The organism is Empedobacter sp. GD03797 (assembly GCF_029842105.1).
Taxonomy (GTDB): Bacteria; Bacteroidota; Bacteroidia; order Flavobacteriales; family Weeksellaceae; genus Empedobacter; species Empedobacter falsenii_C.
Genome location: NZ_JAOCFS010000005.1, coordinates 76,668 through 96,651 on the forward strand (window position 1 = coordinate 76,668; position 19,984 = coordinate 96,651).

The 19,984-nt window shown below is 32.8% G+C and carries 12 protein-coding genes; 5 read left to right on the forward strand and 7 right to left on the reverse strand.

The annotated features are described in order from the left end of the window. Window positions 1–175: 175 nt before the first annotated feature. Complete coding sequence (mfd, locus tag N5D90_RS05920; protein ID WP_280061887.1) at window positions 176–3,544, reverse strand: transcription-repair coupling factor; 3,369 nt, start codon at window positions 3,542–3,544, stop codon at window positions 176–178. A gap of 482 nt (window positions 3,545–4,026) precedes the next feature. On the opposite strand from mfd, the gene ilvD reads away from it, so the two are divergent. The 5 genes from ilvD to ilvA all read left to right on the forward strand — a co-directional run bounded on the left by ilvD (window position 4,027) and on the right by ilvA (window position 11,045). Further along, a complete protein-coding gene (ilvD, locus tag N5D90_RS05925) occupies window positions 4,027–5,718 on the forward strand; it encodes a dihydroxy-acid dehydratase (RefSeq protein WP_280061888.1) in 1,692 nt (563 codons plus the stop codon). Next, window positions 5,651–7,411 carry a biosynthetic-type acetolactate synthase large subunit gene (ilvB, locus tag N5D90_RS05930; RefSeq protein WP_280061889.1) on the forward strand — a complete coding sequence of 587 codons (1,761 nt, stop codon included), beginning with the start codon at window positions 5,651–5,653 and terminating at the stop codon, window positions 7,409–7,411. Before ilvD ends, ilvB begins: the two co-directional genes overlap by 68 nt. A 6-nt stretch (window positions 7,412–7,417) precedes the next feature. After that, a complete protein-coding gene (ilvN, locus tag N5D90_RS05935) occupies window positions 7,418–8,011 on the forward strand; it encodes an acetolactate synthase small subunit (RefSeq protein ID WP_038333453.1) in 594 nt (197 codons plus the stop codon). 42 nt (window positions 8,012–8,053) lie between these two features. Further along, entirely contained in the window at window positions 8,054–9,535 is a 1,482-nt protein-coding gene (gene ilvC / locus N5D90_RS05940) for a ketol-acid reductoisomerase (protein ID WP_280061890.1), read from the forward strand. A gap of 226 nt (window positions 9,536–9,761) precedes the next feature. Then, on the forward strand, window positions 9,762–11,045 hold the full coding sequence (gene ilvA, locus N5D90_RS05945; protein ID WP_280061891.1) for a threonine ammonia-lyase IlvA: 1,284 nt from the start codon (window positions 9,762–9,764) through the stop codon (window positions 11,043–11,045). Window positions 11,046–11,118: 73 nt separating this feature from the next. On the opposite strand, the gene thrC is transcribed toward ilvA, so the two are convergent. The 6 genes from thrC to N5D90_RS05975 form a co-directional block, all read right to left on the reverse strand. Continuing rightward, on the reverse strand, window positions 11,119–12,426 hold the full coding sequence (gene thrC, locus N5D90_RS05950; protein ID WP_280061892.1) for a threonine synthase: 1,308 nt from the start codon (window positions 12,424–12,426) through the stop codon (window positions 11,119–11,121). A gap of 2 nt (window positions 12,427–12,428) precedes the next feature. Then, window positions 12,429–13,412, reverse strand: coding sequence for a homoserine kinase (locus N5D90_RS05955; protein WP_280061893.1), 984 nt, complete (start codon window positions 13,410–13,412; stop codon window positions 12,429–12,431). A 3-nt stretch (window positions 13,413–13,415) separates the two neighbouring features. Beyond that, window positions 13,416–15,869 (reverse strand): bifunctional aspartate kinase/homoserine dehydrogenase I, encoded by a 2,454-nt coding sequence (gene thrA, locus N5D90_RS05960; RefSeq protein WP_280061894.1) that lies wholly within the window; start codon window positions 15,867–15,869, stop codon window positions 13,416–13,418. Between the two features lie 216 nt (window positions 15,870–16,085). Then, window positions 16,086–16,514, reverse strand: a complete 429-nt coding sequence (locus tag N5D90_RS05965; RefSeq protein WP_125348889.1) for a hypothetical protein — start codon at window positions 16,512–16,514, stop codon at window positions 16,086–16,088. A gap of 174 nt (window positions 16,515–16,688) precedes the next feature. After that, the gene (locus N5D90_RS05970) at window positions 16,689–18,083 is read right to left on the reverse strand and encodes a T9SS type A sorting domain-containing protein (RefSeq protein ID WP_280061895.1); all 1,395 of its coding nucleotides are present in this window, start codon (window positions 18,081–18,083) and stop codon (window positions 16,689–16,691) included. Window positions 18,084–18,226: 143 nt separating this feature from the next. Further along, window positions 18,227–19,903: a tetratricopeptide repeat protein gene (locus tag N5D90_RS05975; protein ID WP_280061896.1), complete on the reverse strand. Its 1,677-nt coding sequence runs from the start codon at window positions 19,901–19,903 to the stop codon at window positions 18,227–18,229. Between the last annotated feature and the right edge of the window lie 81 nt (window positions 19,904–19,984).

Consider the following 19,984-nt stretch of genomic DNA (forward strand, 5'->3'; position numbering starts at 1 on the left):
AATATCATATTATTTATGTAAATTAGTTTTCAGCTAGTTATAGTTCTTCATATGATAAATTATATATTATTTATCTATATCGGAAGTTTGATGATTGAATAAAAAAAGGAGAACTAACAACTTGGTCAATTCTCCCTATGTATTTTATTAGATTACTAATTAAAACTTAAAAAAGTTAATGAATTAATAAATTTTGTAGATTTTGTAGTGCTTCATGCACAGTTTTGATATGTTCAAATCGTACTAACAATGTTGGATACTCTTCTCCTTTTTTGGGTGATTTTTCCTTAAAACTGATGTTTTTAGGGTTATTTTGAACGTAATTTAAAATTAATCTAAATTCATCTGACTGATAAAATTCGCTTTGTGGTTTATTAATAAAATAAGCCAATAAAACTCCATTTTTCATCACCAAACGTTCGAAACCTAATTTTTTACTGATCCATTTCAATTGAATTGATTCCAATAAATTTTCGGCTTCAATTGGTAATTTTCCGAAACGGTCAATCAAATTATTTTTAAACGTTTGTAAATCTATTTCAGTTTCTATATCAGCTAATTCTTTGTATAACAACAAACGTTCTTCCGAACTTTCAATGTATTCATCTGGGAACATAATTTGTAAATCCGAATCAATTTGCACATCCGAAACATAGGATTTTACTTCTCCCGATTTTTGATCTTCGAACAAATCTTTGAAATCTGTTTCTTTCAATTCTTCAATCGCTTCATTCAAGATTTTTTGATACGTTTCGAAACCGATATCCATCATAAATCCTGTTTGTTCAGCACCTAAAAGATTTCCCGCTCCACGAATTTCTAAATCTTTCATGGCAATATTAAATCCTGATCCTAAATCAGAAAATTGTTCAATTGCTTGCAAACGTTTACGCGCTTCGTCCGTTAAAACTGAAAGTGGCGGCGCAACCAAATAACAAAACGCTTTGCGGTTACTACGACCAACACGCCCACGCATTTGATGCAAATCTGCCAAACCAAAATTCTGCGCATCATTAATTAAAATCGTATTCGCATTCGGAACATCTAAACCAGATTCGATAATGGTTGTTGAGACAAAAACATCATATCTACCATCAATAAAATCGAGCAAAACAGCCTCTAATTCTTTTCCATCCATCTGTCCATGACCAATCGCCACACGCGCATCAGGAACTAATCGTTGCACCATTCCAGCAATATCTTTCAACGATTGCACACGATTGTGAATAATATAAACTTGTCCGCCACGTTGCATTTCGTACATAATCGCATCACGGAAAATCTCTTCATTGAAACCAACCAATTGCGTATCGACAGGTTGTCTATTGGGCGGAGGAGTTTTGATAACCGATAAATCTCGCGCAGCCATCAACGAAAATTGAAGTGTACGCGGAATTGGCGTCGCTGTCAACGTTAATGTATCAATATTTTCGCGAAGTGTTTTCAATTTATCTTTTACACCAACACCAAATTTATGTTCTTCATCCACAATTAATAAGCCTAAATCTTTGTACTCAATTTTTGGATTAACCAATTGATGTGTCCCAATCACAATATCAACTTGACCAGATTTTAAGCCATCTAAAACCGCTTTTTTCTTTGCCCCTGTTACAAATCGATTGAGATAAGCAACTTTCACAGGCAAATCTCGCAAACGATCTGAAAATGTTTTGAAATGTTGAAAAGCCAAAATCGTTGTTGGAACCAAAACAGCAACTTGCTTTCCATCTACTGCAGCTTTCATCGCCGCACGAATCGCAACCTCCGTTTTTCCGAAACCAACATCTCCACAAACCAAACGATCCATCGGGCGTTCAGATTCCATATCAGCTTTCACATCTTGCGTCGCTTTGTACTGATCAGGCGTATCTTCATAAATAAAAGAAGCTTCCAACTCATTTTGTAAATATGTATCAGGCGAATACGCAAAACCTTTTCTAGCACGACGTTTCGCATATAATTTAATCAAATCGAAGGCAATTTCTTTTACTTTCGCTTTGGTTTTATTCTTTAAATTTTTCCAAGCTGGCGAACCAAGTTTCGAGATTTTTGGCTCAGCGCCATCTTTTCCTCTAAACTTCGCAATTTTATGCAACGAATGAATATTAACGTACAGAATATCATTATTTTGATAAATCAATTTGATTGATTCTTGCGTTACGCCATTATTATTCAATCGTACTAGACCGGCAAATTTTCCGATCCCATAATCGATATGCGTCACAAAATCTCCAACTTGCAACGAATTGATTTCCTTTAGCGTAATCGCTTCTTTTTTGGAAAATGAATTTCGAAGATTGAATTTATGATATCGACCAAAAATCTGATGATCCGTATAACACGTTAATTTGATTTCTTCGTCAATGAAACCTTGATAAATAGAACCCAAAACTGGAATGTAAGAAACTTCTTTTCCAATATCATCAAAGATTTCTTCAAAACGTTTGATTTGATTTTCATTGGAGCAAATCAGTGCATTTTTGAAACCTTCTGTTTTGTGTTCATTCAAATCATCAATTAATAATTCGAATTGCTTGTTAAAACTTGGTTGAGGTTTGAATGGTGATTCTATTTCTTCAACAGTTTCAAAATAAGACTTCATCGAACACTCAATTACACCAAAAGATGAAATTTGTTGAAGAAAACCATTTTCATTCAAAAATAATTGATTCGGTTCCGCTTGTTTAATTTCTCCTTTTAATTCAGAAAAAGCAGACTCAGCTTGTTCAAAATTCTTAGTAATTTGTTTTGCTAAAACAGAAATATTTTTGGCGATGATTAAACTATCTTTTGAAATATATTCTAAAAAACTCTCTCGCTTTTCATTAATCGATTTACTTTCGAGATTCGGAATAATCGTAATTTCTTTTGTCGTTGCAATAGACAATTGATTCTCGATATCAAACGTTCTAATGGTTTCCACCTCATCACCAAACAATGAAATACGATAAGGATGTTCATTTGAAAATGAAAAAACATCAATAATTCCACCACGAATCGAGAATTCTCCTGGTTCGGAAACAAAATCAACGCGATGAAAATTATAAGAAGATAAAACTTCCGTTAAAAAATCAATTCCCAAATCATTTCCAACCTTTACTTTAAGCGTATTTGTAGAAAGCGCTTTTTTTGTCACCACTTTTTCAGACAACGCTTCTGCGTACGTCACCACAATTTTTGGTCGTTTAGAGTGCGATAACACATTTAAAACCTCCGTTCTAATGACAACATTCGCATTATTTACTTCCTCAATTTCGTAAGGACGCTTGTAAGATGACGGGAAAAATAAAATTTGTTCTTTATCAAACAAAGTTTCCAAATCATTCAACACATAAGCCGCTTCTTCTTTATCATCAAAAATTAGAATCGTAGGACGCGCAACACGATCATATAAATGACCTGTTAAAATGCTCAATCCTGAACCTAAAAAACCTTTGATATTGACTTTATGCTGTGGATTATTTTTAAAATTGACAATAAGCTTCTGTACGAAATCTGAAGAATCGTATAAGCTAAAAACGTTGTGAATAGTTTTCTGTTCCAAAGTTTTGCAAATATAAAATTTTATAAACTTATTTTTAAACAATCTTCAAAAAAAGCAATGTTAAAATGCGAATTTTCAATTAATGAAAATTTTTCGGAAAATTTATAAAAAAAGTTGAGCTAAGTTAAAAAAATTAATCCTAGCTTTGATTTATCAAAAAAAGAAAATGAAATTAGTTCACAACATTATCAACTTGATTATTTTAGTCATTCTTATTCCTAGGAGTGGTAATTAGTTGTGTACATACAAAATAACAATTAAAGCCACTTCTTAACGAGGTGGCTTTTTTTATGGAAAAAAATTAATTAAACAATATTATGCAAAACAATTTCGTCATTATTATCATTATTATTTTAGTCTTGGTCTTACGATTAGGAAAGGTGGTTTTATGACGAATTTTTTGAACGATTTTTTATGAGCCACCTTTATTCAAGGTGGCTTTTTTTATGTTTTTAATACAAACAAATGTCAAATAAACAGTGATGAAAAACAACAACGAAGCACTAAACAAACACAGCCGAACCGTAACGCAAGATGACACTTTACCCGCGTCACAAGCGATGTTACATGGGATTGGCCTAACGAACGAAGACCTAAAAAAACCACTAATCGGAATTGCAAGTATGGGATACGATGGAAATACTTGCAATATGCATCTGAATCAATTTGCGCAGTTGGTACAAGACGGAATGAAAGCCGAAAACCTAATCGGATTGAAGTTCAATACTATCGGAATTAGCGATGGAATTACCAACGGAACTTCTGGAATGCGCTACTCTTTGGTAAGTAGAGAAATCATCGCAGATTCTATCGAAACTGTTTGTGCAGGACACTTTTACGATGGCGTAATCACAATACCAGGTTGTGATAAAAACATGCCTGGATCGATTATGGCAATGGGACGTTTGAATCGTCCTTCGATCATGATTTATGGTGGAACAATTGCTCCTGGACACTACAAAGAAGAGGAATTAAACATTGTTTCTGCATTTGAAGCATTAGGTAAAAAATTAAACGGAAATCTTGATGACAAAGATTTTTGTGGAATCATTCAGAATGCATGTCCTGGTCCAGGTGCTTGCGGCGGAATGTACACAGCAAACACAATGGCAGCGGCGATTGAAGCAATGGGAATGAGTTTACCTTATTCATCTTCTTATCCTGCTCTTAGTCAAGAAAAGAAAAACGAATGCACAACTGCGGCGCATTATCTAAGAATTTTATTAGAAAAAGATATTAAACCAAGTGATATCATCACGAAGAATTCTTTAGAAAATGCCATCAAAACGATTGTTGTTTTAGGCGGGAGTACAAATGCTGTTTTGCATTTATTAGCGATTGCCGCTACTATGAATATCAAATTATCATTAGACGATATACAAGCAATCAACGATAAAACACCTGTTATAGCAGATTTGAAACCAAGTGGAAAATACTTGATGGAACATTTGAGTAAAGTTGGTGGCGTTCCTGCTGTTTTAAAATATATGTTACAAGAAGGATTAATCGATGGAAGTTGTTTAACAGTTACTGGAAAAACATTAGCAGAAAATTTAGAGTCAGTTCCTGATTTAGATTTTACGAAACAATATATTATTCGTCCATTATCAAATCCTGTAAAAGAAACTGGACACTTACAAATGCTTTACGGAAACCTTGCTCCAGGCGGATCAGTATCGAAAATATCTGGAAAAGAAGGTTTTTATTTTAAAGGAAAAGCACAAGTTTTTAATAGTGAAGTTGAAGTTTTAAAAGCAATTGAAGATTTAAAAATCAAAGCTGGAAGCGTTATCGTCATTCGAAACGAAGGTCCAAAAGGAGGTCCTGGAATGCCAGAAATGTTGAAACCAACCTCTGCCATCATCGGCGCTGGATTGGGAGATAAAGTCGCTTTAATTACTGATGGACGATTTAGTGGCGGAACGCACGGATTTGTCGTCGGTCACATCACACCAGAAGCTTTTGAAGGAGGTCCAATCGCATTAGTCGAAAATGATGACCTCATCGAAATTGACATCAACAAGAATGAATTGAATCTTTTGGTTGATGAAAAAACATTAGAAAATCGAAAAAATAACTGGAAACAACCCGCATTAAAAGTAAAAAATGGAGTCTTATACAAATACGCAAAGCAAGTCGGAAACGCTTCAGAAGGATGTCTTACTGACCAATAAACCAACTCAAATTTCAGGTTCACAAGCAATTATTAATGCTTTATTAGCAGAAGGAGTTTCAACAGTTTTTGGCTATCCTGGTGGTGCAATTATGCCTATATACGATGCTTTGTATGACTACAAAGATAAATTAGAACACATTTTAGTTCGTCATGAACAAGGTGGTATTCATGCTGCGCAAGGTTATGCAAGAACTTCAGGAAAAGTAGGTGTAGCTTTTGCTACGAGTGGGCCAGGCGCAACGAATTTAGTAACCGGAATTGCTGATGCCATGATTGATAGTAATCCTATCGTATGTATCACAGGACAAGTTTTCGCTTCTCTTTTAGGAACGGATGCTTTTCAAGAAACTGATGTTATCAACATTACTAATCCCATCACGAAATGGAATTATCAAATTACTGATGCGGAAGAAATCAATGATGTTTTAGCAAAAGCTTTTCATATCGCACGCTCTGGAAGACCAGGACCTGTGTTGATTGACATTACAAAAAATGCTCAAATACAGCTTGTTGAAAAGAAAAAATATGAGAAATGCACTCATGTTCGCAGTTATAGACCAGAACCAGAAATAAGAACTGAATATGTAAAAGCTGCTGCTGAACTTATTAATCAAGCTAAAAAACCATTTGCGATTATTGGTCAAGGAATACTGCTTGGAAAAGCAGAACAAGAGTTAAAAGATTTCTTAGAAAAATCTGGAATTCCTGTAGCAACAACTTTAATGGGGTTAAGTTCTTTAGATACAGATCATCCACAATATGTTGGTTTATTAGGAATGCATGGAAATTATTCTCCGAATGTCAAAACAAATGATTGCGATATATTAATTGCTATTGGGATGAGGTTTGATGACCGCGTAACCGGACGTTTAGACAAATATGCAAAACAAGCGAAAGTGATTCATCTCGATATTGATCCAGCAGAAATTGGTAAAAATGTAAAAGTTGCTGTTCCTGTTTGGGGTGATTGCAAGAAAACGCTTCCATTATTAACAAATTTGATTGATCCTAATGACCACTCAGAATGGTTAAAAGAATTTAGAGATCTCGAAAAAGAAGAACGCACAAAAGTTATTGAGAAAGAATTCCATCCAACAACTGATGTGATGTCTATGGCTGAGGTTATTAATACATTAAATGAGTTAACAAACGGAGAAGCAGTTATTGTGACAGACGTTGGACAACATCAAATGGCGGCTTGCCGTTATGCGAAATTCAAAGATTCTAAACTTTTAGTTACATCTGGCGGATTAGGAACGATGGGATTTGGTTTACCTGCTGCAATTGGAGCATGGTACGGAGCACCTGAAAAAGACATTGTAATGGTTTGTGGAGATGGAGGTTTCCAAATGACGTTACAAGAAATGGGAACGATTATGCAATTCGGAGCTAAAGTAAAAATGTTAATTCTAAACAATAGCTTCCTTGGAATGGTTCGTCAATGGCAAGAATTATTCAACGATAAACGCTATTCTTTCGTAGATATTACAAGTCCAGATTTTGTTGCGCTTGCAAAAGCATATCAAATAGAAGGTCAAAAAATAGAGGCGAGAAATGACTTGAAAAATGCATTAAAAGAAATGTTAGAACATGATGGTTCATATCTTTTAGAAGTTATGGTAGGAAAAGAAAATAATGTATTTCCTATGGTAGAACAAGGTACAAGTGTTTCTGAAATTAGATTAAAATAAATTATTATGGACTCAAAACAAGAATATACAATTACGTTATATACAGAAAATTCCATAGGAATTTTAGGAAGAGTTGCAGGAATTTTTACTCGACGAAAAATTAATATTGAAAGTTTAAGCACTTCTCCATCAGAAATAGAAAATGTACACAGATTTACAATTGTGATTGAAGAATCTGAAGAAGTAGTTCGAAAACTTTGCATGCAAATTGAGAAACAAATCGATGTTCTTAAAGCTTATTTCAATAATAATGATGAATTAATTTGGCAAGAACAAGCTTTATACAAAGTACCAACCAACATTATTGCTGAAAAGGCATATGTAGAACGTTTACTGCGTCAATATGGTGCAAATACAGTCGTTATCCGCAATGATTATACAGTTTTTGAAACAGCTGGTCATCGTGAAGAAATTGATAATCTGACACAAGAATTGACGAAATATGGCTTAATAGAATTTGTTCGAGGAGCAAGAATAGCAATTATCAAAGCAAGTGCCGGTTTTCATGAAAAATTATTACAATTCGAGAAAGACGAGCCATCAAAAGAAGTAATCGAAAATGAATTCCTAAACGAAGGAAACTCAGTTTTCACAATGTAAAGACAAACAATTCATCAAATAATTTTATTAAAAAACACAAAAATGACTAATTACTTTAATTCTCTATCATTAAGAGATCAATTATATCAACTAGGACAAGCAGAATTTCTAAATAACTCTGAATTCACAAAAGGTACAGAAGCTTTAAAAGGCAAAAAAATTGTAATTGTAGGTTGCGGTGCTCAAGGTTTAAACCAAGGATTAAACTTACGCGATAGTGGTTTAGATGTTTCGTACGCGTTACGCAAAGAGGCTATTGAACAACAAAGAGATTCTTGGAAAAATGCAACAAGTCATAATTTTACAGTTGGTACTTTCGAAGAATTAATCCCAAATGCTGATATTGTGGCGAATTTAACGCCAGACAAACAACACACGCAAGTAGTTAATACTATTCAACCTCTTATAAAAGAAGGTGCCACACTTTTATATTCTCATGGATTCAATATCGTAGAAGAAGGTGTACAAATTCGTAAAGATATTACGGTAATCATGGTTGCTCCAAAATGTCCTGGTTCAGAAGTTCGTGCAGAATATTTAAGAGGATTTGGAGTTCCTACATTAATTGCTGTTCATCCAGAAAATGACCCCGAAGGAAAAGGACTTGACCAAGCAAAAGCATATTGTGCAGGAACTGGTGGTCATAGAGCAGGTGTTTTAAAATCATCTTTTGTTGCGGAAGTAAAATCTGATTTAATGGGAGAACAAACCATTTTATGCGGTCTCTTACAAACAGGTTCTATTCTTTCTTTCGATAAAATGGTTGAAAACGGAATTGATGCTGGTTATGCTTCAAAATTGGTTCAATATGGTGTGGAAGTCATTACTGAAGCCTTAAAACATGGTGGAGTTAGCGGTATGATGGATAGATTAAGTAATCCTGCTAAAGTGAAAGCTTTTGAATTATCAGAAGAACTAAAAGATATTATGCGTCCTTTATTCCAGAAACATCAAGATGATATTATTTCTGGAGAGTTTAGTAAAACAATGATGGAAGATTGGGCGAATGATGATAAAAATTTATTAAAATGGAGAGCTGAAACTGGTGAAACTGCTTTTGAAGAAACACCCGCAGGCGACGCAAATATTACAGAACAAGAATATTTTGACAATTATACCTTAATGGTTGCTTTTGTTCGTGCTGGAGTTGAATTAGCTTTCGAAACTATGGTGGAAGCTGGAATTAAACCTGAATCTGCTTATTACGAATCATTACACGAAACACCATTAATTGCAAATACAATTGCTCGTAAAAAATTATTCGAAATGAATCGTGTGATTTCTGATACAGCAGAATATGGTTGTTATCTTTTCGATCAAGCTTGTAAACCTTTGTTAAAAGATTTCATGACAAAAGTAAACGTAGACGTTGTCGGTAAAAATTACAACGAAGGAAAAGACAATGCTGTTGACAATGCGACATTAGTACATATAAATGATGTTTTACGTAATCATCCTGTCGAAACTGTAGGAAAAAAACTTCGTAAAGCAATGACTGCTATGAAAACGATAAAAACGGCATAGTCAAATATTAAAATAAACATCTTATGCATTTTGAATTAAAATTCGTCAATTCGAGTGATTTTTAGTTCAGTACAAACTGAATAAAAATTGTATCGAGAATAGAATTTTAACATATAAAACCTTTTTCTCGATACAAAATTCTTATAGAATTCCACTCGAACTGACGGTTTTATTGCTAAAATTATCAAAATGCAAAATGGATAAAATAACTAACAAACAGTGAATTATGGCAAATGGGCTTAGAAATGAAAAAACTGAGACCTTAGGCATTTCGCTTGACGAAGTAAACTTAGCACAAATGAATTTGAAAGGAGTTGCCAAAAACACTCCTTTCGATTTCAATGAAAATTTAAGTCGTCAATTTGAAGCGAATGTCTATCTAAAACGAGAAGATTTACAAGTCGTCCGTTCGTACAAATTACGTGGTGCTTATAATAAAATCGTTCAGTTATCAGAACAAGAAAAAAATAATGGTGTGATCTGCGCAAGTGCAGGAAATCATGCACAAGGTGTGGCGTATTCGTGTCAACAATTAAATATTAAAGGTAAAATTGTGATGCCAACCACGACACCTCAACAAAAAATAAAACAAGTAAAATGGTTTGGGAAAGATCAAATCGAAATCATTTTACATGGCGATACATTTGATGATGCATCGGCTTTTGCACATCAATTATCACAAGAAGGAAATATTACTTTTATTCATCCTTTTGATGATGAAAAAGTAATCGCAGGACAAGGAACGGTTGCATTAGAAATTTTGAATCAATGCGATCAACCAATCGATTATATTTTCGTGCCAATTGGTGGTGGAGGTTTAGCATCTGGCGTTATTTCTGTGATGAAAACACTTAGTCCAAACACCAAAATTATTGGTATAGAACCGAGTGGAGCAGCAAGTATGGCAGAAGCTATCAAACAAAAAAAATCTGTTGCATTAGCGAAGATTGATCCTTTTGTGGACGGTGCAGCTGTAAAAAAAGCAGGCGAAAAAACCTATAAAATCTGTGCAGAAGGTTTAGAAACAACTTGCGCAGTTCCGGAAGGAAAAGTTTGTTCGAGCATTTTGCGTTTGTACAATGAAGATGCAATTGTTGTAGAACCAGCAGGCGCTTTGAGTGTTTCGGCTTTAGATTTTTTTAAGGAAGAAATCAAAGGAAAAAATGTGGTTTGTGTGCTTAGCGGAAGCAACAACGACATTACGCGAATGGAAGAAATAAAAGAAAGAAGTTTGCAATATGAAGGTTTGAAACACTATTTCATTATCAATTTTCCTCAACGTGCCGGCGCTTTAAAAGAATTAGTGAACGAAGTTTTGGGTGAAAATGATGACATCACCTATTTCCAATACACGCAAAAAAACAACAAAGAAACAGGTCCAGCAGTAGTTGGCATTGAATTAGACAAAAAAGAAGATTTAGATGGTTTAATTTTTAGATTAGAAAATCATCATTTCGAATATCAATATCTTAATACAGACAACACACTTTTTTCGTTAATGATTGGATAATTTTTCCATCATTAATATATTATTCAAAAAAAGCAAAGCTTCTATTAAGTTAGAAACTTTGCTTTTTAATTTATTAATTATTCAACAACCAATTTTTCAATTCATCAAAATTATTATTCATTTCAACTTTATTTGATTGTTTCAATTTCAATTCTTCGACTTCTTTTGGATAGACAATTTTATCTTGTATTTCTTTCGGAAAAACCTCAGGAAATTTACATGGATGTGCCGTCGATAAAAACACCACCAATTCTTTTTCATCTTGTTTTTTCGCTTGATATTCCTTTGCCGCTAACCACGCAATCGACGTATGCGGACAAGCAATATAATTATATTGTTGATTAATTTCTATTATTGCATTTGTTGTTTCTACATCAGAATAAGCTTTTGAAACCATTTTTGATTTTAATTGCTCCACATCTTGCTCAAAAAATTCCATCACACGAACCCAATTGCTCGGATTTCCAACATCCATTGCATTCGATAACGTTTGTACAGAAGGTTTTGGTTGATAATTTTCGGTTTTTAAAAACGACGGAACAGTATCATTCGCATTTGTAGCCGCAACAAATTGTTCTACTTCCAATCCTAATTTTGAAGCCAAAATACCAGCTGTAATATTCCCGAAATTTCCACTTGGAACAACAAAAGAAACTTTCTCAAAACCTTTTCTTTTTGCTTGAGCAAAAGCCTCGAAATAATAGAAAGATTGTGGAATTAAGCGAGCAATATTAATCGAATTTGCTGAGGTTAAATTTAGATTTTTCATTAAATCTTTATCTAAAAAAGCTTGCTTTACCAAGGCTTGACAATCATCAAAAGTTCCATCAATTTCTATCGCACGAATATTTTTTCCATTCGCTGTTAATTGCAATTCTTGTATCGGCGATACTTTTCCTTTTGGATACAAAATCGTTACTCGCGTTCCTTCTACTCCTAGAAAACCAAGTGCTACAGCGCCTCCAGTATCACCAGAAGTCGCGACCAAAACATCTAACAATTGATTATCTTTATTCGAATAATATGCCATCACGCGACTCATAAATCTCGCTCCAAAATCTTTGAACGCAAAAGAAGGTCCGTGAAACAATTCCAAAACAGCTAAATCATCTTCTAAAAACACCAAAGGCGCAGGAAAATTGATTACCTCATCAATCAAATTATTAATAGTTTCTTCAGAAAAATCATCTTTTAATAAATGATTTGTAACCTTTTTCGCAATCTCTTGAAATGAATAATTTTCAATCGAATTGATCCATTCATCATCTATTTTTTGTAACGACAAAGGCATATACAATCCTTTATCTTCTGGCAAAGATTGAAAAACGGCTTGTTTAAAATCGACTCTATTATTATGATTATTTGTACTATATAATTTCATTTTTAGTGTTTTATGTAAGGTCCTTGTTGATTAATTTTAGAGACAAATGATAAATGTTCAATTTCTTTTATTGTCAGGAAATCATTTAATTTTTGTTCGATATTTTCTGCATCCAATTTACTTTTAGATAACGCCATAACTGATGGTCCAGAACCAGAAATCCCAAACGTTAATGCCTTATTTTCGAGCGAAATACTTTTCATTTCATTAAAATATGGAATCAATAAAGAACGATTTGGTTCGATAATATCATCTTGCATCGAACGACCAATTTCTTCGTAATCATTTTCATAAAGCGCCGCAACCAAACTTGCAATACTCCCCCATTGTTTTATTGCTTTACTCAATTGCACTTTATCTTTAATTAATTTGCGCGCATCCTTTGTTGGCACTTCTACTTTTGAATAAATCAACGTCACATATAAATTTTCTGGAACAGGTAAAGAACGCACCAAAAGCGGCTCGTAAGAAGGAATCAACGTAATTCCACCAAACAACGATGGCGCAACATTATCCGCATGAGCAGCGCCACAAGCCAATCGTTCGCCTTCCATACAATAAGGTAAAAGATCATTTTTAGAAAGTGGTTTTCCTAATAATTCATTTAATGCAAAAAGTCCAGCAACTGTACTCGCCGCACTTGACCCTAAACCACTTCCAATCGGCATTTTCTTGTGTAATTCTATCGATAATCCAAAAGAATCTTGTAAATCTAAATCACAAAATAATTTCCATGCCGAATGAGAAACTGTATTTTTCATTGCATCCAAAGGTAATTTTCCTTCGTCACCTGTAATTGTCAGAATTTCGATCCCTAATTTTTCGGTCTTTTTCATGATCACCTCATCACCTGGATGATCAACCGCAAAGCCCAGAATATCATATCCACAAATCATATTCGCAACTGTTGCAGGAGCAAAAACGTGTACTTTTTCTAAAAACTTAGCTTGATCAAGCTTATATTTATTTTCGATTGTTTGATTCATCTTTTATCGTATTGAACTAATGTTAACTAAATCTGCAAAAACGCCAGCCGCCGTAACTTCCGCGCCAGCACCAGGACCTTTCACAACCAAAGGACGTTCCTTGTAACGCGCTGTTGTAAACGAAATAATGTTATCGCTTCCAGACAAGACATAAAACGGATGTTGATTGTCAACCAATTCTAACAAAATTGATATTTTTCCATCTTCTAAAATCCCGATGTAACGAATCACTTTCTGCTCCGCTTCTGCTTGATGTTTTATCTTTTCGAAATAATCATTTTCGTTGACTAATTCTTTATAAAAATCTTCTACAGTTGCAGCTTCAAGACAAGATTTTGGCAAAATAGAATCGATTTTTACATCTGCTGCTTCCACCTCGTAACCATTATCACGAGCAAGAATCAACATTTTTCGCATAAAATCTATTCCACTCAAATCATCGCGAGGATCTGGTTCTGTATAACCCAATTTTTGCGCTTTTTTTACAACTTCGGCAAATGTATTTTCACCATTAAAATGATTGAAGATATACGAAATTGTCCCTGATAAAATCGCTTCAATTTTTAGGATTTGATCTCCACTCATTCGTAGATCTTTCAACACACTAATAATTGGCAAACCTGCTCCAACATTTGTTTCGTAAAGGAAATCAATCCCATATTTTCGTGCCGTTTCTTTCAAGTTCTTATATTCTTGATAAGAAGACGAATTCGCAATTTTATTACATGTTACAACCGAAATGCTGCTTTCGAAAATTTGTTTGTAATAATTCGGCAAATCAGAACTCGCAGTATTATCAACAAAAACACAATTTGGTAAATTATACTGTTTCATTTTTTGGATAAATTGATTCAAATCAGCTGATGAAGAAGAATTTTCTAATTCATTTTTCCAATTCGATAAATTGATTCCGTTTTCATCAAACAGCATTTTTTTAGAATTTGATAATCCAACCAATTTTATTTCGATATCATTATTTTTTGCTAAAAATTCTTTCTGTTTTTCTAATTGATTTAAAAATGTCGAACCAATATTTCCTACTCCAACATTGAAAACATGAATTGTTTTTTTCAAGTGATTAAAAAACGCATCATGCACCGCATTTAGAGCTTTCGATAAATCATTCTCGTTAATCACAACCGAAATATTATACTCCGAAGAACCTTGCGCAATTGCTCTGACATTGATTCCGTTTCGTCCCAACGCATAAAATAACTTGCCCGAAACACCAACTGTCTTTTTCATGTTTTCTCCAACAATTGCAATAATTCCGAGATTTTCTTCAACTTCAATTGGCTCCAACCATTTTGCTGCAATTTCTAAACAAAACTCTTCTTCAATTAATTGTTTCGCTTTTTCGACTTCATTATGATGAATCGCAAGCGTGATACTGTGCTCTGACGAAGATTGCGTAATCAACACAATGTTGATATGATGTTGCGCTAAAAGTGAAAATAGTTTCCCACTAAAGCCCAATTTCCCGACTAAACCACTTCCTTTTATATTGACTAACGCAATATCTTTGATCGACGAAATTCCCTTGATTGGAAACTCTGTTGGTTGCGAATAAAACTGAATTTTTGTTCCTTCAAAATCTGGCTGAAATGTATTTTTAATTAAAATTGGAATTTTAAGCTTAAAAGCTGGAGCCATTGTTGGCGGATAAATCACTTTTGCACCGAAATACGATAATTCCATCGCTTCTGTATAAGACAAATTTTCTAACGAAAAAGCTTTGTTTACAAAACGAGGATCCGCAGTCATCATTCCATTTACATCTGTCCAAATTTCAATTTGTTCTACATGTAAAGCTGCACCAATCAAAGCCGCAGTATAATCAGAACCACCTCTTCCCAAAGTTGTCACTCGCCCTTCTTCATTCGCCGCAATAAATCCTGTTACAACCAATAATTTATCCGAATGACCTTTTGCTAATTGTTGAATATTTTGAAGTGAGATTTCTTCTATCACATTCGCTTGACCAAAATTATGATCTGTCACAATATAATCTGATGCATTAACAGCTAATGAATCTCCAACGTACTCTTGCATTACTTTTGCGATTAATAAAGCGCTACATCTCTCACCGAAACTCAAAATCATATCTTTTGTTTGAGGACTTAATTCTTTCAAAATTTCTACTCCTTCTAATAATGCTTCTAACTCATTCATCAACAATTTCAATTTTGTTAAAATCGGATTTTGATTTGGCACATCGATTAAAGATTTTACAATTTCGAAATGTTTTTCTTGAAAAAGTTTTAAATCATTTTCATCAAAACCTCCTGATGAAGCTTCTTCGGACATTTTGGTTAATAAATTGGTCAAACCAGAAATAGCAGACACAACTAAAATAATCGAGTTATTTTGTTGCCTTTCTTGTTTAACAATTTCTACGACCGCGCGGATACTTTCTACCGATCCGACTGATGTTCCTCCGAATTTTAAAACTTTCATAATTTAAATTTTGATCATAAAAAAAGCATCTTCCTTTTGAGAAGATGCTTTTGCATTATTTTTTTAGAATTAAATACATAACAAGACTCCTCTAAGTGTGAACACTAGAAGTCGTCGTAATTGAAATAATTGTATTTAATCCGTTTTGTTTCATTATTGATAACGAATATACAAACTTTTTCAATAAATCATTACGTATTTATTATTTTTTTATATTTATTTCACCGAATCCTTTTTAACAGCCAAAGAATCTGACTGAGCAACTATAGGTTTTACATCACTTGCATAGCCAACAACAATTCCGTCTAACTTATCAATTTTTCTTACTTTAAAAGTTTCTGTTCCTTCTGCTCCTTTAAAAGATACTTTATAAACTGCTTCATAAACTGTTTTATCACCATCTTCAAGAGGCGTCATTTTCTCAAAGTTGTAGACATCAACTGGTCCATATTGTTTAACCACCGCATTCAAATCATCCACATTTACGCCTTCTACTTTGGAAAAAAGTGAATCTGGCTTATCTGCTCTGTATTTGTAAACATCTAAAACGGCTTCTTTCACCTTATAATCTGGCAAATCTGATTTTTTATTACATGCTGTTAAAGCCAAAATACCGCCAACCATAAGTAATGCACTTGCTTTCATAATTCCTATTTTTTTGTGTTAATTGATTATAACTAATGTAAAAATAAATAAGATGAAAAACAAGTATTTTTATTGAAATCAAATAGATAGAAACAAAAAAGTCGATTCTGTTATAGAATCGACTTTTGAACAGAAATTTAATAATCTACTCTTTTAAACTATTTATTGAAAAGATTATTTCTTAATAACTTTATATGTTTTCGAGGTTTTATCAGTTTTTACTTCTACAATGTAAATTCCCGATTTTAAATTCGAAACATCTATCTTAGAGGTTTTAGAGTTTCCTTTTTTCGAAAATAATTGTTGACCTGTTAAATTAAATACAGTTACTTCTTTAATATTATCTTTAGAATCAATATTTAATTCGTTTGAAACTGGATTTGGAAAAAGTGTTGTTTCAACATGATTTTTCACTTCATCTGTTGCTAACTTAGCAGGTAATTGAATTCTAAACATTTTGATATTAATTGCATCTACTCCCCAACCTACAATATATTTCTCATTTTCTGACAATTGAGTTGGAACATAGATTTTATCACCTTTCATATCAAACTTTAATGTATTTGTAACATAATTATTAAAATCTTGAATACCTGTTTCTTTTGTCCATATCCATGGAGTATAAACAGGAGCGGAATCAGCCCATTGTTTAGAAATCGTATAGCCTAATACTGTTGTTGCATCATAATTAATAGAAGTCACCCACGATTGTACATTATTTTCTTCAGGTTTTGCAATCTTTCCTAAATCTACAACACCTGTTTCTTCACTCCATAACCATGCATTCTCAAAAGCTGCATCGCTTTTTCCTCCAATCCATTTTCCGTTACCAGATATAGCTCTTGCTTCTCCTAATTGATTAAATTCATTTGAAGAACTTCCTTTAGGATCAACTAAAATATATTGTCCTTTTTGATAAGTTCCGTCAGGATTTCTTTTCCAATAATGTGCTTTCCATGGCCCTCTCATATCTGACCAGCCAATTATTACAGAACCATCATTTGAAACTGCATTTGCGCGTCCTTGTTTTGCACTTGGATTAAATGGCTCTAAATTTACACCTCCTTTACTACTATTCCATGCATAAGCCGTTGGTCTTTTTACTATTGTTCCTTCTGGATTAGTACTTTTAAGATAAGATAATCCAACAACTGTATTTCCATCTCCAGAAATGAAGTAACCAGAACTAAAATCTGAATTAGATTCTCCTGTATTATAGTTAAAACCTAACGTTTCCCATTTTTTAGTAATAGTATTATATCTTGACATTTCGCCAACTGTAGGATCTGTACTTGTTTGACTTGTTCCAGAAATATATTTTCCATCAGGAGTAAAAGTCGCAACACCACCATGATTATTCCCAGGTGCAATTCCGCCAATAGCTTCTACTTTATCGGTATCTGCATTCCAAATTAAATATGGGCCAGCCCAAGCAGCATATCCTGCAATTAATCCGTCATTTGAAACTGATTGTGGATTTTGAAATTGTGTTGTTGTAATGTATTGCGCATAAGATTTAGTAGACGCTAAACCCAAAATCGCAGCCAAAGTAAAAAGTTTTAATTTCATAAATGCTAATTTTTTTGTGTTAATTAATTTTCACAAAGATTAGTACAAAATCAATCTAAACTTAAAAAAATAGCTTACTTCGGTTGTACAGAACACATTACATTTTTAGTACTTTTATTTACAAACGTATCAAAATCAAATAATTATAAATTTTCTAAAAAATTTATCAAATTAATATCCTCTCCTTTTATATTCAATTTTTTTCGAAGTCTAAAACGAGAAACATTTATACTATTTGTAGATTGGTAAGTAATGGTAGCAATTTCCTTGGTTGTCATTTTGAGACGTAAAAAAGCGCATAATTTTTTTTCGTTCGGTGTTAGATTAGGACAAAGTTCATTTAGTTTCGTATAAAAATCTGGATTAACTTTTGTAAAGTAAGTTTCAAATTCTGTCCAAATTTCATCATCTTTTTTTAGGCGCATTTCAACGATCATTTCCTGAATTTCTTTTTTATTTTCAGGTATTGCTTTTTTCTTTAACTCGACAAGCCTTTCAGCAATAGAATTTATCAACTCATTCTTTTTGAATAAATACATAATTTTTGCAGTTATCTCTCTATTCTTAAATTCAAGCTCATCTTTTAAAAAGTCTTTTTCGAGTGAAATATTTTTATGTTCTAATTGTAGTTTTTCTTTTAAAAGATTGATATTCTTTATTTTAGTTTTTTGTAGATAAATCCAAAGAATCGCAAGAATAAGAAATAAAAACAAACAACTACCGATACTATAATAGATTAATTTAGTTCTTTTTTTCTCTGCCTCTTGTCTTTTGAGATTTTCTGAATAAATTGCTTTTTGCTTATCTAATTTATAATTCAGCTCCAATTGCGCCATCTTTTTCACAGATTCTTCATTATAAACTTTTTTATTGAGAATAGTATATTCATCTAAAGTTTTAAAAGCATTTTCATAATCATTCAATTCCTGATAAAGTCTTTTTAAAGAAAATAATGAATAAAGTACCGATTCTGTGTTTCCTACGTTATGTCCAATGTTTAGCGCTTCTTCTAAGTAATATTTTGATTCATTATACTTTTTTTGTAATCCATAAGCTTTTCCTAAATTATTGTAACATTGCGCAATTCCTCTCTGATCATCTAATTTCTTTCGAATCTCTAAAGCCTTATTCAAAACAAAAATTGATGTTACATATTCCTGATTTTCTAAATAACATATACCCATATTATTCAACAAAGAAGCCTCTAATTTTTCGTCTTTTGCTTTTACATTTAATTCTTGAGCCAATTCATAATATTTCAAAGCCTTATTAAACTCTTCCTTTTTAAGAAAAACACCAGCTGTATTATTTAAAATATTTAATTTAAATTGAAGTCTTTTCGATTCATTTTTTATTTGTTCTAATCTTACTTTTGCACGATTATAAAAACCCAATGTTTGATCAAAATTATTTTGACGCAACTCTAAATTCCCTACAGCAATCAACAATTCTACTTCGTACGTCATATATTGTTGATTATTAGGTTCATAAATTAATTTATTCTCAACAATTTTAGAAGCTTTCAAGAAATAATTCAGAGAGTTTACAAAATCTCCTCTTTCTAAATAAATATTTCCTAAATTCTTATAAACAGATATTTTATCTGCATTCTTAGGTAAATTATGAATAAGATCATCTGCTTTTCTGTTATAGAGTAATGCCGAATCAAGATTAACACTAACAAATTCATATGACTTTTTCAAATAATTTTCTATTTCTGTTTCTACATTCTTTTGTGCATTTGATAATACACTTATAAGCGTAAAAGCAAGAACAAATAAAAGTTTTAACTTCTGTAGATAAATTTGATTTAAAAACATATTTTTGGCATGAATATTCAGAAAACAATATACAACGAAAATTGAATGTGTCGGAAAAACTGATTATTCATTTTAAACTTT

Coding starts and splice junctions, on each gene's coding strand:
- ilvD (WP_280061888.1), top strand. CDS start 4,027: ATGAAAAACAACAACGAAGCACTAAACAAACACAGCCGAACCGTAACG.
- thrA (WP_280061894.1), bottom strand. CDS start 15,869: ATGAAAGTTTTAAAATTCGGAGGAACATCAGTCGGATCGGTAGAAAGT.
- ilvA (WP_280061891.1), top strand. CDS start 9,762: ATGGCAAATGGGCTTAGAAATGAAAAAACTGAGACCTTAGGCATTTCG.
- thrC (WP_280061892.1), bottom strand. CDS start 12,426: ATGAAATTATATAGTACAAATAATCATAATAATAGAGTCGATTTTAAA.
- ilvC (WP_280061890.1), top strand. CDS start 8,054: ATGACTAATTACTTTAATTCTCTATCATTAAGAGATCAATTATATCAA.
- ilvN (WP_038333453.1), top strand. CDS start 7,418: ATGGACTCAAAACAAGAATATACAATTACGTTATATACAGAAAATTCC.
- N5D90_RS05955 (WP_280061893.1), bottom strand. CDS start 13,412: ATGAATCAAACAATCGAAAATAAATATAAGCTTGATCAAGCTAAGTTT.
- ilvB (WP_280061889.1), top strand. CDS start 5,651: ATGGAGTCTTATACAAATACGCAAAGCAAGTCGGAAACGCTTCAGAAG.
- N5D90_RS05975 (WP_280061896.1), bottom strand. CDS start 19,903: ATGTTTTTAAATCAAATTTATCTACAGAAGTTAAAACTTTTATTTGTT.
- N5D90_RS05965 (WP_125348889.1), bottom strand. CDS start 16,514: ATGAAAGCAAGTGCATTACTTATGGTTGGCGGTATTTTGGCTTTAACA.
- N5D90_RS05970 (WP_280061895.1), bottom strand. CDS start 18,083: ATGAAATTAAAACTTTTTACTTTGGCTGCGATTTTGGGTTTAGCGTCT.